General features: G+C 72.6%; 13 protein-coding genes. 5 read left to right on the top strand and 8 right to left on the bottom strand.

Translation table 11 applies throughout. The features are described from left to right. Positions 1–64 precede the first annotated feature (64 nt). The 3 genes from ACFFHU_RS10655 to ACFFHU_RS10645 all read left to right on the top strand — a co-directional run bounded on the left by ACFFHU_RS10655 (position 65) and on the right by ACFFHU_RS10645 (position 3,327). Positions 65–1,042 (top strand): ABC transporter permease, encoded by a 978-nt coding sequence (locus ACFFHU_RS10655; RefSeq protein ID WP_377337733.1) that lies wholly within the window; start codon positions 65–67, stop codon positions 1,040–1,042. Between the two features lie 76 nt (positions 1,043–1,118). Beyond that, positions 1,119–2,240 (top strand): ABC transporter ATP-binding protein, encoded by a 1,122-nt coding sequence (locus ACFFHU_RS10650; protein ID WP_377337731.1) that lies wholly within the window; start codon positions 1,119–1,121, stop codon positions 2,238–2,240. 13 nt (positions 2,241–2,253) lie between these two features. Continuing rightward, positions 2,254–3,327, top strand: a complete 1,074-nt coding sequence (locus tag ACFFHU_RS10645; RefSeq protein WP_377337729.1) for an ABC transporter ATP-binding protein — start codon at positions 2,254–2,256, stop codon at positions 3,325–3,327. Between the two features lie 72 nt (positions 3,328–3,399). On the opposite strand, the gene ACFFHU_RS10640 is transcribed toward ACFFHU_RS10645, so the two are convergent. The 3 genes from ACFFHU_RS10640 to ACFFHU_RS10630 form a co-directional block, all read right to left on the bottom strand. Next, positions 3,400–4,338 (bottom strand): alkaline phosphatase family protein, encoded by a 939-nt coding sequence (locus ACFFHU_RS10640; protein WP_377337727.1) that lies wholly within the window; start codon positions 4,336–4,338, stop codon positions 3,400–3,402. Continuing rightward, entirely contained in the window at positions 4,335–5,099 is a 765-nt protein-coding gene (locus tag ACFFHU_RS10635; RefSeq protein WP_377337800.1) for an SAM-dependent methyltransferase, read from the bottom strand. Before ACFFHU_RS10635 ends, ACFFHU_RS10640 begins: the two co-directional genes overlap by 4 nt. A gap of 168 nt (positions 5,100–5,267) precedes the next feature. Further along, complete coding sequence (locus ACFFHU_RS10630; RefSeq protein WP_377337725.1) at positions 5,268–6,143, bottom strand: NAD(P)H-binding protein; 876 nt, start codon at positions 6,141–6,143, stop codon at positions 5,268–5,270. 112 nt (positions 6,144–6,255) lie between these two features. Here ACFFHU_RS10630 and ACFFHU_RS10625 point away from each other — a divergent pair, with 112 nt between their 5' ends. Next, positions 6,256–6,858: a TetR/AcrR family transcriptional regulator gene (locus ACFFHU_RS10625; RefSeq protein ID WP_377337723.1), complete on the top strand. Its 603-nt coding sequence runs from the start codon at positions 6,256–6,258 to the stop codon at positions 6,856–6,858. Between the two features lie 19 nt (positions 6,859–6,877). Here ACFFHU_RS10625 and ACFFHU_RS10620 read toward each other — a convergent pair whose 3' ends face one another. Beyond that, complete coding sequence (locus tag ACFFHU_RS10620; RefSeq protein ID WP_377337721.1) at positions 6,878–7,480, bottom strand: GNAT family N-acetyltransferase; 603 nt, start codon at positions 7,478–7,480, stop codon at positions 6,878–6,880. Positions 7,481–7,664: 184 nt separating this feature from the next. Here ACFFHU_RS10620 and ACFFHU_RS10615 point away from each other — a divergent pair, with 184 nt between their 5' ends. After that, the gene (locus tag ACFFHU_RS10615) at positions 7,665–8,678 is read left to right on the top strand and encodes a LacI family DNA-binding transcriptional regulator (RefSeq protein WP_377337719.1); all 1,014 of its coding nucleotides are present in this window, start codon (positions 7,665–7,667) and stop codon (positions 8,676–8,678) included. A gap of 138 nt (positions 8,679–8,816) precedes the next feature. On the opposite strand, the gene ACFFHU_RS10610 is transcribed toward ACFFHU_RS10615, so the two are convergent. The 4 genes from ACFFHU_RS10610 to ACFFHU_RS10595 form a co-directional block, all read right to left on the bottom strand. Next, complete coding sequence (locus ACFFHU_RS10610; protein WP_377337717.1) at positions 8,817–10,538, bottom strand: amylo-alpha-1,6-glucosidase; 1,722 nt, start codon at positions 10,536–10,538, stop codon at positions 8,817–8,819. A 33-nt stretch (positions 10,539–10,571) separates the two neighbouring features. Next, positions 10,572–11,333 carry a carbohydrate ABC transporter permease gene (locus ACFFHU_RS10605; RefSeq protein ID WP_377337798.1) on the bottom strand — a complete coding sequence of 254 codons (762 nt, stop codon included), beginning with the start codon at positions 11,331–11,333 and terminating at the stop codon, positions 10,572–10,574. A 73-nt stretch (positions 11,334–11,406) separates the two neighbouring features. Then, the gene (locus ACFFHU_RS10600) at positions 11,407–12,297 is read right to left on the bottom strand and encodes a carbohydrate ABC transporter permease (RefSeq protein ID WP_377337715.1); all 891 of its coding nucleotides are present in this window, start codon (positions 12,295–12,297) and stop codon (positions 11,407–11,409) included. A gap of 18 nt (positions 12,298–12,315) precedes the next feature. Further along, entirely contained in the window at positions 12,316–13,569 is a 1,254-nt protein-coding gene (locus ACFFHU_RS10595; RefSeq protein ID WP_377337713.1) for a sugar ABC transporter substrate-binding protein, read from the bottom strand. Positions 13,570–13,752 lie beyond the last annotated feature (183 nt).

Genomic DNA, 13,752 nt, shown 5'->3' with positions numbered 1-13,752 from the left:
GACCCACCCCTACGGCACACCCCGGTCCGTTCCGGACCGCACCAACGAAAGCGAGGAGTCGGCGGTGCTCCTGTACATCCTGCGGCGATGCGTGAGTGCCATCTCCGTCATCCTCGTGACGCTGGTCGCCAGCTTTGCGCTGTTCTTCCTGGCTCCCACCGACCCGGTCGGCATCATCTGCGGCAACCGCTGCACTCCCGACCGGGCGGCCGACATCAGCGCCGGCCTCGGGCTCGACAAGCCGGCCTATGAGCAGGTCGGCATGTACCTCAAGGGCATCGCCGTGGGCCGTGACTTCGGCAACGGGGGCGCGATAATCCACTGCGACGCCCCGTGCCTGGGTTACTCGTACACGCTCGGCCAGCCGGTCACCAAGCTGCTGGCGCAGGCGGTCCCGGTCACCGTCTCCATCGTCGTCGGCGGCGCGGTGATTTTCCTGGTGGTCGGCGTGCTGACCGGTACGATCGCGGCCCGCAGGCGCGGCACGCCCGCCGACCGCGCCGTCGTAGGCGGCACCCTGATCGTCAGCTCCATCCCGTACTTTGTGGTCGCCCTGATCATCTCGCTGTACGCCACGTTCCTGCCGACCTCGCAGTACATCTCGCTGCTCAAGAACCCGCTCGCCTGGGCGTCGGGTCTGCTCGCGGCCTGGCTGACCCTGGGCCTGGCCAACGCCGCCCAGTACACGCGATACTCGCGGGCCTCCATGATCGAATCCCTGGGTGAGGACTATGTCCGCACGGCCCGGTCCAAGGGCATTGCCGAGCGGCGGGTGGTCTACCGGCACGGTCTGCGCGCGGCGCTCACCCCGGTGGCCACGATCTTCGGTATCGACCTCGCCTTCCAGATGAGCGGCGCCATCTTCACGGAGACCATCTTCCAGTTGCCCGGGATCGGTGTGCTCACCCTGCGCGCCTTCAACCAGTACGACCTGCCGGTGATGATGGGCGGCGTGCTGGTCGGCGCCACCGTGCTGGTGCTGATGAACCTGGTGGTCGACATCCTCTACACCTTCCTTGACCCCCGGGTGCGGCTCGGATGACCCGGCCAGCACGCACCGACGTACCCGGAGCAGGAGCCGGCACCGACCGGCGGCCAGAGCGTAAGGCGGCAGCAGCATGAGCGACGAGACGGCGCCCCAGATCCCCGCCCAGGTGGCCCGCGGTCCGCAGACCGTTGCCCGCTCCCGGCGGGAGCAGGCGACCGGGACGGGCACCGAAGAGGCGTTCCTCCAGGTGTCCGACCTGCGGGTCACCTTTCCCACGGCAGACGGCCTCGTGCAGGCGGTGCAGGGGCTGACGTACTCGGTGCAACTGGGCCGCACGTTGGCGATCGTCGGTGAGTCCGGATCCGGCAAGAGCGTCTCCAGCATGGCAATCATGGGCCTGCACGACCCGAAGAGCACCCGGATCAGCGGGTCCATCCGGCTCGGCGGCACCGAGATCGTGGGCCTGCGGCAGGACCAGATGCGCAAGGTCCGCGGCTCGGTCGCCTCGATGATCTTCCAGGACCCGCAGTCCTCGCTGCACCCGTTCTTCACGATCGGCAATCAGATCGTCGAGGCGTACCGGGCACACCACGACGTGTCGAAGCGGGTGGCCCGGGAACGCGCCGTCGACCTGCTCGGCCGCGTCGGCATCCCCAACCCGCGCCGGCGGCTCAACGACTTCCCGCACCAGTTCTCCGGCGGCATGCGCCAGCGCGCCATGATCGCCATGGCGCTGGTGAACGACCCGAAGCTGCTGATCGCCGACGAGCCCACCACCGCGCTCGACGTCACCGTCCAGGCACAGATCCTCGACCTCATCGCCGACCTGCAGCGGGACTTCGGCTCCGCGGTCATCTTCGTCACGCACGACCTCGGGGTGGTCGCGGAGATCGCCGACGACGTGCTGGTGATGTACGCCGGGCGGGCCGTCGAGTACGGCTCCGCGCACAAGATCCTCGGGACGCCGCTGCACCCGTACGCGTGGGGCCTGCTGGAGAGTATCCCCGCGCTCACCGGCGAGCCGCAGCCGCTGCACCCGATCCCCGGCGCTCCGCCCAGCCTGCTCAACGTGCCGGACGGCTGCCCGTTCCACCCCCGGTGCGAGTTCCGCAGCCGAGTGCCGGGCGGGCGGTGCAAGACCGAGGTGCCCGAGCTGATCCCGCGGACCGCGGACTCCACCCGGGCGTCCCGGTGCCACCTGGATGATCCCGACCGGATCTTCCAGACCGAAATCCTGCCCCGGCTGCCGTAAAGGACCCGCAACCATGACCACCGCCACCATCGACGCCGAGGGCTCCCGGTCCGGCTCCGGTGTTCCGAAGACCCCCGGCGCGCCACTGCTGGAACTGCGGGATCTCGTCATGCACTTCGACGTCAAAGGTGAGGGGCTGCTGCGCCGGGCGTCGAACAAGGTGCAGGCCGTCGACGGGGTGTCGGTGGTCCTCAACGAGGGTGAGACGCTGGGCCTAGTCGGCGAGTCCGGCTGCGGCAAGTCCACCACCGCCCGGCTCATCACCCGGCTGCTCAAGCCGACCGCCGGTCAGATCCTCTATCAGGGCCATGACATCGCCACACTCAGCGAGCGGCAACTACGGCCGTACCGGCGGGAGATCCAGCTGATCTTCCAGGACCCGTACTCGTCGCTCAACCCCCGGCACACGGTGGGCACGATCGTCGGCACCGCGCTGCGTACCCACGCCATCGTGCCGAAGGACCGGGAGCTTGCTCGGGTCCAGGAGCTGCTGGAGGTGGTCGGGCTCAACCCCGAGCACTACAACCGCTACCCGCACGAGTTCTCCGGCGGCCAGCGGCAGCGCATCGGCATCGCCAGGGCTCTCGCCGCCCGGCCGAAGATCATTGTCGCGGACGAGCCGGTCAGCGCGCTGGACGTGTCCATCCAGGCCCAGGTGATGAACCTGCTGGAGAACCTGCGCAAGGAATTCAACATCGCGTTCATCTTCATCGCGCACGACCTGGGCGTGGTCCGGCACTTCTGCGACCGGGTCGGCGTGATGTACCTGGGCAAGATGGTCGAGTCCGGTCCGCGGGACGGCATCTACGAGGCGCCGCAGCACCCGTACACCCAGGCGTTGCTGTCGGCGGTGCCGGACCTCAACGTGGCCCGGGGCGCCGAGCCGAAGAGTCGGATCCGGCTGGTCGGCGACGTGCCCAGCCCGATCAACCCGCCGTCCGGATGCCGGTTCCGCACCCGGTGCTGGAAGGCCGAGGAGATCTGCGCCGAGGTCGAGCCGCCGCTGGAGGAGAAGGCGCCCGAACAGCGGGCTGCCTGCCACTTCGCCGAGCCGCGCGCGGTCACCGCGGACCTGCCGGCCAGCTGATCGGACAACCCACGCCCGTACGGCGCGATCCGGGTCCGCACCACCCGGGTCGCGCCGTACGTCTGCGTGGGTTCAGCCGCGCACGCCGGGCAGCGCGGGCGCGGTGGCCGCGGCGCCGAGCCGGGGCAGCCCGTACAGGTCCTCGATGGTGCGCAGCACCGAATAGTGGTCCACCCGCTCGGCGTACCGGCCGGGCCGTACCCCGGCCCCGGCCACCAGGGTGAGGATCTGGTTGCCGGCGTGGCCGTCGTCCTCGTCGAAGGTGACCACCAGCAGACTGTCGTGGATCTGCGCCCATTCGACGTACGGCGCCAGCCGCTCGCGCGCCCACCGATCGCCGGTGGCCACCGAGCAGTCGTGCATGTCGTTGCACAGGCCCGGCGACAGGAACGCCACGGTCGGCAGCCGGTCGAGGTCCGCCGGCCATGCGGTGTACGGCTGGCCCAGCTCCGGCGGCAGGTTGGCGAAGTCGACCCAGGGCGCGTGCTTGGCCGCGTATCGGCCGCTGACACAGCCGGTGAAGCCGGGCGCCGGCAGGCCCTCGGCGTACCCGGTGAACGTGTGGCCCGCGTCCAGCAGCTGGCGTGCCAGGTTGGGCCGGTCGCCGAGCCGGAGTGGGCAGCGGTCGCTGCGCACCCCCTGGGTGGAGCCGGAGAACAGGGCGAGGTAGTTCGGCTGGCTCGGGTGGGTCACCCCGTGCGCGTTGGTGTACGCGGCGGACCGGCCGGCGAGCGCGGTCAGATACGGCGCGTCCGGATTGCCGACCACCCGGGCCGCGGGCTTGTTCTCGAAGAACACCACGACCACGTGCCGGGGCGGCGCCGACCCCGGCGGCCGGCTCGGCGCCGGCGCACCGGTGCCGCCGCCGGGCGCGCCGCCGGTTTCGGTGGCGGAGGCCGCCGGCGTGGCCGGACCGGTCGGGCCCGTCGAGCCGCCGGCCTGGCAGCCGGCCGCGGCGAGCAGCAGCCCCAGCAGCGCGCCGGCCGCGGCCCGGCGCCGGGCCCCGGTCACGGCTTTCGGGCGAGCCCGGCCCAGTAGTACGCCGACTCCGGGTCGGTCGGCGGCTCCTCCGGGCGCCAGGCCCTCACCGGCACGATGCCCGGCTCCACCAGCTCCCAGCCGTCGAACAGCCGCGCCACCTCGTCCTTGCTGCGGGGCACCAGGGTCATCCCGCTCCCCGTGGCCGCCCCCACCGCGGCGGCCATCTCGGTCGGGTTGAAGTCCGCGGTGGGGTGGGTGATGGCGAGATAGCTGCCGGCGGGCAGCGCGTCCGCCAGCTCGCGGATCAGCCCGGCCGGATCGTCGGCGTCGGGCAGCAGCATCAGGATGGCGATCAGGGTGAGCGCCACCGGTCGGGTCAGGTCGAGCGTCCCGGTGAGCGTGGGATCGGCCAGGATCCGGGCCGGCTCCCGCAGGTCGGCGTGGATGTACTCGCTGCGCCCCGCCGGCGTGCTGTCCATCAGGGCCCGGGCGTGTGCGAGCACGATCGGGTCGTTGTCGACGTACACGACCCGGGTCTCCGGGGCCAGGGACTGCGCGATGTCGTGCAGGTTGGGCCGGGTCGGTATGCCGGTGCCGATGTCCAGGAACTGCCGGATGCCGGCGTCGGTCACCAGGTGCCGCGCCACCCGGTGGACGAAGCGGCGGTTTTCCGCGGCCATCGTGCGCAGGGTGGGAATGGCGTCGATCATGGCCGCACCGACCTGGCGGTCGACCGCGAAGTTGTCCTTGCCGCCCAGCCACCAGTCGTAGACCCGGGCCGAGTGCGGGATGGTGGTGTCCACCCCGGACGGCGTCTGCTCCAGCTGTGGATCCTCGGTGCTACTGGTGGACACGCGCGCCTCCGTACGGGATCGGCATCGAAGCTCGTAGCCTACCGGCGTCCGGGCCCGGGCGCGGGCGGGGCGCGGGCCGGCCCGGGCGCCGGCGCCGGGCGGGGATCAGGCCCGTACGGCCGGCCGGAGCACCTCGGCGCACCACTGCCGGAAGGTGGTGGGGGTGGGGTAATGCGGATCGCGGGTCTCGGCGGCGTAGCCGCCCCCGTCGACCGCGGCCGTCATGCGCACGATTCCCTCGGCCCACGCCGCCGTCATCCCGTGCTCGACCAGGCTGGCCCGGTAGGCCTCCGCGGGAACCCGCTGGACGCGGATCGGCCGGTCCAGCGCCTCGGACATGATCCGGGCCGTGTCGTCCCAGGTCAGATCCTCCGGACCGAGCAGCGGAACGCTCTGCTGGCCGGTCCAGGAGTCGTCCCGGAGCAGCTCCGCGGCGGTGGCCGCGATGTCCCGGGTGGCGACCGTCGGGGTGGGGCGGTCGGCCGAGCCCGGCTGGAAGAACACGCCCCGATCCCGGATCGACGCCACCTGCCGGAGCATGTTGTCCATGAAGCCCGGCATGCACAGGGCGCGGTAGTCCACCCCGGCGCTCTCGATGAGGGCGTCCATGGCGAAGATCGCCGAGATCTGGCCGGCGTTCCGGGCGACCCCGCGGCCCAGGCTGGAGACGCCGACGATCCGTGGCGAGTGGACGTCGAGCGCCGCGCACAGCGAGCGGGCGTACCGCAGCACGTGTCCCGGGATGCTCGTGGCGCCGGGGTCCGGCGGGACGACCCAGAACAACGAGTCGGCCCCGGCGAGCGCCGCCGTGACGACCTCGGCGTCCTCGTGCGAGCTGGGTACGACCTCGGCCCGCTCGCGAACTCGGGGCGGCAGCCGGGCCGGCTCCCGAGCGATCACCCGGAGCGGTTCGGGGCCATCCACCAGGCGGTCCAGCACCTGCCGACCGATCTGCCCGGTGGGGGTGGTGATGACGATCATGGTTCCTCGGCTCTTGGGTCGTTCGGAAGCGGAACTACGGTTCCGATTGGCTCGGCCAACGGTACGGAACTACGCTTCCGGTTGTCAACGATCCCGGAGGGCCGGCCCAGCGATGACCGACAGCACGGCCGGCCAGCGGGCCGGCGCCGAGCGGCCGCTGCGCGCGGACGCGCGCCGCAACCGCGAGCGCATCATGGCGGCCGCCGGTGAGCTGTTCGCCCGGCACGGCCGGGCGGCGCAGATGGAGGACATCGCGGCGCACGCCGGGCTGGGCATGGGCACGCTGTACCGGCACTTCCCCAACAAGCAGGCGCTGCTCACCGCCATGGTGGGGGAGCGGTTCCGCGGCATGGCCGACGTGGCCCGCGCCGGCGCCGAACTGGCCGACCCCGGCGAGGCGTTCGAGGCGGTGCTGCGCGGCTACCTGGAGGCGGCCGAGGACGACGCCACCTTCCAGCTTGCCCTGATGGGCACCGAGGACCTCCGGTGGGAGCAGGTCCACGGGGAGAAGGCCGAGTTCGTGGCCGTCGTCGGCCGGGTCATCGAGCGCGCCGTGGCCGCCGGTCGGGTGCGTGCCGACCTCACCGTCGCCGACTTCACGATGGTGGCCAGCGGCATCATCTCCACCATGTACTTCAAGCCGGGCAGCGCGCCGGACTGGCGGCGCCATCTCGAGGTCGCCCTGGCCGGCATCCGCACCCCCGGGCCGGCCTGAACCCTCGACGCCGGTCCCGTCAGCCCGGCGGCAGCCGCTGTTCCAGCAGGCAACCACGGTACGGCGAGCCCAGCAGTTCTACCGTGAACCGGGCCACCCGCCGGAAGCCGGCGGATTCGTAGTACCTCACCAGGGCGCCGTCGCCGCCGGCGTAGCAGTCCAGACGCAGCACGCCGATGCCGGCGCGCCGGGCGGTGTCCCGGGCGTACGCCAGCAGGGCCCGACCGGCCTCGCGTCCCTCCGGAGCGCGCGTGGTGACGAAGCCGCTGAGATAGATCTCCGGCTCGCCGGCCGGCACGGGAATGTAGCTGGGGGCCGGTCCACCCAGGACGATCGCGCCAACCGTCCGCGAGCCGGCCCGAGCCAACCACATCCGGTCGGTCCGCACGCGCCCGCGGATCATCGCCACAACCTCTGGTCGGCTCGTGAACGGGGCGGTGCCCCACTGGTCGGCCCGGCCCAGGGCGGCCAGCCAGGCGACGGCCTCGTCATAGAGCGCGAGCACGTCGCCGAGATCGGTGCCGATGGCCCGCCGCACGACGACGGCCGGATGTGCCGCAGCGGCCTCGGCCGCGCTGCCCGGCTCCGGCGGGGCGTCGCTCACAAGCACCAGCAATAGCACGGCGAGCCGCCTGCCGTCCTCCGCACGTCGTTGACAGGTCGGGAGGCGCGCCGTTGACAGGCCAATGAGGCCGCCATACGCTGCGAGAACCGATTCGACGGACGATGGCGGAGGGCCGGGCCTGCGCCGACCGCGCGGCGGGCAACGCGCGGCGGGGACGCGTCGAGCGGTGTCGAGGAGCGCGATGAACATCGGCGAGATCGCCCGCCGCGCGGGCGTGTCCCGCAGCACCGTTTCGTACGTCCTCAGTGGCAAGCGGCCCGTCTCGGAGGCCACCCGGCGACGGATCCAGGCCGTCATCGACGAGTCGGACTACCGTCCCAACGCGAACGCCCGGGCCCTCAAGGAGGGCCGCACCCGCACCCTGGGCCTGGTGATCCCGCCCGCCAGCCAGCGGCTGACCGACATGCAACTCGGCTTCGTGGCCAGCGTGGTTGAGGCCGCCGCCCGGGTCGACCTGGACGTGCTGCTGTCCCCGTCGGGCGGCGACCACGACCGGTCGTTCGAGCGGATCGTCACGGGCCGCCGGGTGGACGGCGTGATCCTCATGGAGATCCGGCTCGAGGACGACCGCGTGACGCGGCTGCGGCGGACCGGTCTGCCGTTCGTCACGATCGGCCGCACCGCGCGGCCGGGCGGGACGAGCTGGGTGGACGTGGACTACGCCGGCCTCATCACCCGGTGCGTGCACCATCTCGCCGACCTCGGCCACCGGAACGTGGCCCTGGTCAACCGGTCCGCCGAGCTGGTCGCGGCCGGCTACGGCCCCGGGCACCGGGCGCTGGCCGGCTTCGCGGCGGCGGTGCGCGAGCGGGACCTCACCGGCTTGGACGTCTGCTGCGGCGACGACGCGGCGGCCGGGGAGGCGTGCGTCGAGGAGCTGCTGGCGGCCCATCCGGCGGTCACCGCGGTGGCCACGGTCAACGAGGCGGCGCTGCCCGGGATGCGGCGGGCGCTGGACGCCGCCGGGCTGGTGGTGCCGCGGGACTTCTCCATCACCGGGGTGGTGGCCCGGCACTGGGCCGAGGACTTCCGGCCGCCGCTCACCGCGGCCGACGTACCCATGCTGGAGATGGGCACCGAGGCCGTCTCGCTGCTGGTGCAGAGCATCGCGGCGGGGGAGACGGCGGCCCGGCACCGGCTGTACAGCCCGCCCATCTCGCTGCGGGCCAGCACCGGCCCGGCGCCGGCCCGCTGACCGGCGCCGCGCCGGGGGACCGGTCCGCGGCGGCCGCCCGGCCCGATCGGCGCCCCCGCCCGGTCAGGCGCGTCCGCGCGTCAGGCGCGTCCGCCCGGTCAGGTCCGCCCCTGCGCGGTCAGGTCCGCGGGCGCGCGGTCAGGCCTCCTGGCGGCGTTCGTGGGCCGCGGCCAGGATGAGGTAGCCGCTGGCGGTCCAGGTGTACGCGCGGTCCCGCAGGCCGGCGCCCGTCTCCGCGTCGAAATTCTCGGCGAAGCCCGACCGCTCGCACAGCGACCGGAACCGCCGGCTGATCACGTCGGCCAGGCCGGTGTGGCCGGCCCGGCGCAGCCCGTCCTCGATGAGCACCGTGGCCGGGGCCCAGATCGGGCCGCGCCAGTACCCGTCGGGCGCGTAGTGCGGGGAGTCGAGCGGTTCGGTGGCGAGCCCGTACGTGGTCAGGTGGGTCGCGATCCGGCGGGCGAGCGCGGCGCTGACCTCGGCGGGCAGCTGCGCGCCGAGGACGATGGGCATCAGGTCGAGCAGGCTGCTGCTGCGGCGGGTCCGCCCGGTGGCCGGGGCGCGGGCGGTGAACCGGTCGCCGGTCCACAGCTCGGTCAGCAGCGCGGCCCGGACCTCGTCGGCCGCGCCGCGCCACCGGGCCGACTCCGCCGGCCGGTCCAGCTCGCCGGCCAGCTCGGCGAGCTCGGCCAGCTGCAGCGACAGGAAGGCGGCGAGGTCCGCGGTCTGCACCACCCGGTCGGCGTCGAAGGTGGTGGCGTTGTCCCAGCCGCTGTCGTTGCCGTGCTGGTAGTGCGGCAGCCGGTGGCCGGGCGCCCGGCGGTGGTCGAGCCAGAAGGTGGTCCACCGGGCGATCCGGGCGTAGCTGTCCGCCAGCTCGGTCCGGTCCAGCGGTCGGGGCAGTCGCCTGCGCAGCTGCCGCAGCGCCCAGCCGTGGATGGGCGGCTTCACGAAGTTGTACAGCACCTCCGAGTGGGTGACCGAGTCGGGCAGCGCGCCGGTCTCGTCCTGGTGGTCGAACGGCAGCTGGAACTGGTGCCAGGCCAGGTCGTCCCGCCCACCGGCCAGGGCCAGCGCGTTGAAGCAGTGGTCCCAGCTCCACACCTTGTTCATCCAGTGCTTGGACATCAGCGTGGCGGGCCGGGCGACGAAGCCGGCCGGGGCCACCGTGGCCGACCAGAGCACGTACGCGGCCAGCTCGGCAGCCGGGGTGGCCGCGCTCCGCCAGGGAGCGACCGCGTCCACGAAGCCGGCGAAGCTCTCCGCGACCACCCGTACCGCCTCGTCGAAGGAGCCGGCGGGCCGGTACGGGCGACGCGCCGTGGCGTACTCCTCGATGGCCACCTCCCACGGCTCGTCGGCCGGCAGGATCACGGCCCGCTCCGCGGTGCCGAGGGCCTGCGCCCCGACGGCGTCCGCGGCGCCGGTCAGCACGGTGACCCGGTAGCGGCGACCGGTCTCGTACGAGGTGAAGACGTACGAGCCGTCGACCGGGTCGTCGTAGAGGTAGGTGCCGCTGAACGGCGTGAGCGTGTCGGCGCTGGCCAGCACGCGCAGCCCGAGGCCACGGCCGCGCAGCCGGATGGTGTCCGGGCCGGCGTAGACGAGGTCGACCCGGCCCGCGCCGTGCCGCCAGCTCAGCAGCGCGGGCGTGGCCAGCACGGTGGTGGTGGTGGCGGCCCCGGTGGGGGCGAACCGCAGCACCGGGTGCATCCCGCTCTGGTGGGAGACCAGGTGCAGGTCGTCGGCCCAGGTGTTCTCGGCGATCACCGGCGAGATGCTGAACCAGGACCCGTGGTGGCTGAACGGGATGTCCTGGATGGCGAAGGTGGGGCCGGTGCGGGCGGCGACGACGGTCATCTGCGGTGGCTGCCTCTCCTGTCGGGGGCTGGGTCAGTCCTTGACGGCGCCGGCCGTGACCCCGGCGGCCACGTACCGTTGGGCCAGGACCAGCAGGACGGTCGCCGGGACGGAGGCGACCACGGCGGTGGCCATGATGGCGTTCCACTGCTGGTTGTTGTTTCCGATGTAGTGGTAGATGCCGAGGGTGATCGGCCGGTGCGCGCCGCCGCCGTCCACGGTGGACGCAAAGATGAAGTCCGACCAGGCCCACAGGAACGCGAACAGCGCCACGGTGATCAGCGAGCCCCGGCTCAGCGGCAGCACGACCGACCGGAACGCGCGCAGCCGGCCGGCGCCGTCGACGACCGCGGCCTGCAGCACCTCGTCCGGGATGCCGGACATGAACGCCGTGAAGACCAGCACGCCGAACGGGACGGCGAGGGTCGAGTCGGCGACGATCAGCCCGGGCAGGGTGTTGAGCACGCCCAGCCGGAGGAAACCGGCGTAGAACCCCATGGCCATGACGATTCCGGGGATCATCTGCGCGATCAGCAGCGCGAAGGTGAGCACGCCACCGCCGGGGGGCCGCAGCTTCGCCAGCGCGTACCCGGCGGGCGCGGCGAGCGCCAGGGTGAGCGCGGCCGTGCCGACCCCGACGACCAGGCTGGTGCCCAGGTACGGCAGCTGCTGGTGCAGCACCGCGCGGTAACCCTCCAGCGTGCCGTCGCTCGGGAACAGGTGCGGCGGGTCGGCCCGCATGTCCTGGTCCCGGGTGAACGACACGTTGATCATCCAGTAGACCGGGAACAGCATCAGCGCGGTCAGCAGCACGCCGAGGCCGGTCCGCCACCAGCCGCCGCCGGGTCGCCTCACGACCGCGGCCCCCTCACGACCGCGGCCTTCGCTGGAGCCGGACGTAGGCCAGCCCGAAGACCAGCGCCACCAGGATCAGCAGGTTGCCGACGGCCGCGCCGGGTCCGAACCGCGGCAGCAGGCTGCCGAAGCCCAGCCGGTACGACCAGGTGGCGAACGTCGTCGACGAGTCCGTCGGGCCGCCTCGCGTCATGATCCAGATGATGTCGAAGACCTTCAGCGTGTAGATGAGCCCGAGCAGCAGCGTGATCGCCGAGACCGGCCGGAGCAGCGGAAACGTCACCCGCCAGAACCGTTGCGCCCCGGTCGCGCCGTCCAGGGCCGCGGCCTCGGACAGCTCGGTCGGGATCGCCTGCAGCCCGCTGTACAGGACCACCAGGTTGAACGGGACGCCGATCCAGATGTTCGCGATGGTCACCGAGACCAGCGACCAACTCGGCGAGGTCAGCCAGTTGACCGGGGCGACGCCCACGGCCGCGAGGGCGGCGTTCACCACCCCGGCCTCGCTGTTGAGCATCCAGGACCAGGTCGAGGCCGACACGATCAGCGGCAGCAGCCACGGCACGAGGAACAGCGCCCGCAGCAGCCGGGACAGCGGGAAGTGCCGGTGGAAGAAGACCGCGAGCGCCAGGCCGAGGCCGAACTGGAAGGCCAGCGACACCGCCGTGAACACCGCGGTGTGCAGCAGCGCCGGGCCGAACGTCGGGTCGGTCAGCACCTGGCGGTAGTTGCCCCCGCCGGCGAACGGGGCGCCGCCGGAGACGAAGGACCGGACGGTGTACCGCCGCAGACTCAGCTCGACGTTGCGGTACAGCGGGTACGCGTAGCAGGCGATCAGGTAGCAGGCCACCGGGGCCAGGAACGCCCACCCGGCCCAGCGGTCGTACCGGGAATGGCTGCGCATGCCTCGCCGTCCCCGGGCCTACCGGGTGGCGCTGGCGGCCGTGCCCTGCGCGGCGGTCAGCGCCGCCCGCGGCGTCTTCGCGCCGCTGAGCGCGGCCTGCACGGCCGTCCAGAGCGGCTCGGAGATCTTCGGGTACCGGGTGCCCAGGTTGTCGCCGGTGCGGGCCTTCGCGGCCTGCACCGCCTGGACCCAGACCTTGAGCGCGGCGTCGCTGGCCGCCTGCTTCTGCTGCACGGTGGCCACCGGGGCGACGTAGGACAGTGTCGTGTCGGTGCTGAGCAGGTTGTCCGGGTTGGTGAGGCAGGCGACCAGCTTCTGCGCCGTGCCGTACCGCCCGGTGTCCCGCTGCACCGGGATCGAGACGAACTCCCCGCCGGTGGGCGCCGGCGCTGTGCCACCGGCGCTGGCCGGGATGGGAATCGTCCCGTACGCGAAGCCGAGCTTCTTGGCGTTGGCCAGCTGCCAGGTGCCGTTCTCGGCGAACGCGTACCCGCCGCTGGCGAACTCCTGCCAGCTCGTTGTCTGGGTGTTGTTGATGACGGAGTTCGGCGCGTACCCCTGCTTGAGCCAGGTGGTCCACAGCTCGAGCGCCGACACCGCCTGCGGCGAGTCCAGCGCGGTCAGCTGGGCGCCGGCGCCCCAGAACCAGGGCAGGAACTGGAAGCTGCCCTCCTCGGTGCCGATCGCGGAGAAGGTGATCCCCTTCTTGCCGGCCGCCTTGACCCGGCCGAGGGCCGCGGTGAGGGACGGCCAGTCGTGGATCGACGCCACGTCGACGCCGGCCCTGGCCAGCAGGTCCTTGTTGTACCAGAGCGCCAGGGTGTTCGCGCCGATCGGCACCCCGTACGTCTTGCCGCCCAGCTGCCCGGCGCCGAGCAGGTTCGGCAGCGACGCCGAGGTGTCGAGCCTCGTCTCGTCGGCCGAGGTGAGCGCGCCGGCCTCGGCCAGGGTGGAGATCACCGGGTTGTCGATGATGAGCACGTCCGGCGAGCTGCCCTGCTGGGCGGCCAGCAGCGCCTTGTTGGTCAGGTCCGTGGTGTCGTAGCCGGTCCGGGTCACCGTCACGCCCGCCCCGGCGCCGCAGTCCTTGAGCAGCCGCACCCAGTTCGAGTCGTCGGCGAACTGCGGGTACGGGTCCCAGATGGTGTAGCCGCCGCCCCCGCCGGCGTCCGTGGAACCGCCCCCGGCGGAGCAGCCGGGCGCCCCGCCGGCGATCACCAGTGCCATCAGGGCGGCGCCGACCAGGCCGCGCCGCCGGGCTGCTGTCGTCATCACGCTGACCTCGCTCGGCTCGATCGTTGCTGCCGGATGGATGGGATCGGACCGTCGTCCGCCGAATCGGTTCGATCGGAAGATATGCCTGTTTGGAACCATGGTCAAGGAGTGATCCGTCCCGGGAGGGCCCGCACCGGTTCATAACATTGACATTCGTGAAACTAGCCGTTTACGCTTCCC

Source organism: Plantactinospora siamensis, from assembly GCF_042434095.1.
Classification (GTDB): domain Bacteria; phylum Actinomycetota; class Actinomycetes; order Mycobacteriales; family Micromonosporaceae; genus KBS50.
The sequence above is the reverse complement of the archived record's forward strand: the minus strand, read 5'-3'. Positions and strand labels throughout refer to the sequence as shown.

Bases quoted from the DNA above. Each gene is read 5' to 3' on its own strand.
- ACFFHU_RS10650 (WP_377337731.1), top strand. From the start codon at position 1,119: ATGAGCGACGAGACGGCGCCCCAGATCCCCGCCCAGGTGGCCCGCGGT.
- ACFFHU_RS10645 (WP_377337729.1), top strand. From the start codon at position 2,254: ATGACCACCGCCACCATCGACGCCGAGGGCTCCCGGTCCGGCTCCGGT.
- ACFFHU_RS10600 (WP_377337715.1), bottom strand. From the start codon at position 12,297: ATGCGCAGCCATTCCCGGTACGACCGCTGGGCCGGGTGGGCGTTCCTG.
- ACFFHU_RS10615 (WP_377337719.1), top strand. From the start codon at position 7,665: ATGAACATCGGCGAGATCGCCCGCCGCGCGGGCGTGTCCCGCAGCACC.
- ACFFHU_RS10595 (WP_377337713.1), bottom strand. From the start codon at position 13,569: ATGACGACAGCAGCCCGGCGGCGCGGCCTGGTCGGCGCCGCCCTGATG.
- ACFFHU_RS10610 (WP_377337717.1), bottom strand. From the start codon at position 10,538: ATGACCGTCGTCGCCGCCCGCACCGGCCCCACCTTCGCCATCCAGGAC.
- ACFFHU_RS10605 (WP_377337798.1), bottom strand. From the start codon at position 11,333: ATGCTGTTCCCGGTCTACTGGATGATCAACGTGTCGTTCACCCGGGAC.
- ACFFHU_RS10625 (WP_377337723.1), top strand. From the start codon at position 6,256: ATGACCGACAGCACGGCCGGCCAGCGGGCCGGCGCCGAGCGGCCGCTG.
- ACFFHU_RS10630 (WP_377337725.1), bottom strand. From the start codon at position 6,143: ATGATCGTCATCACCACCCCCACCGGGCAGATCGGTCGGCAGGTGCTG.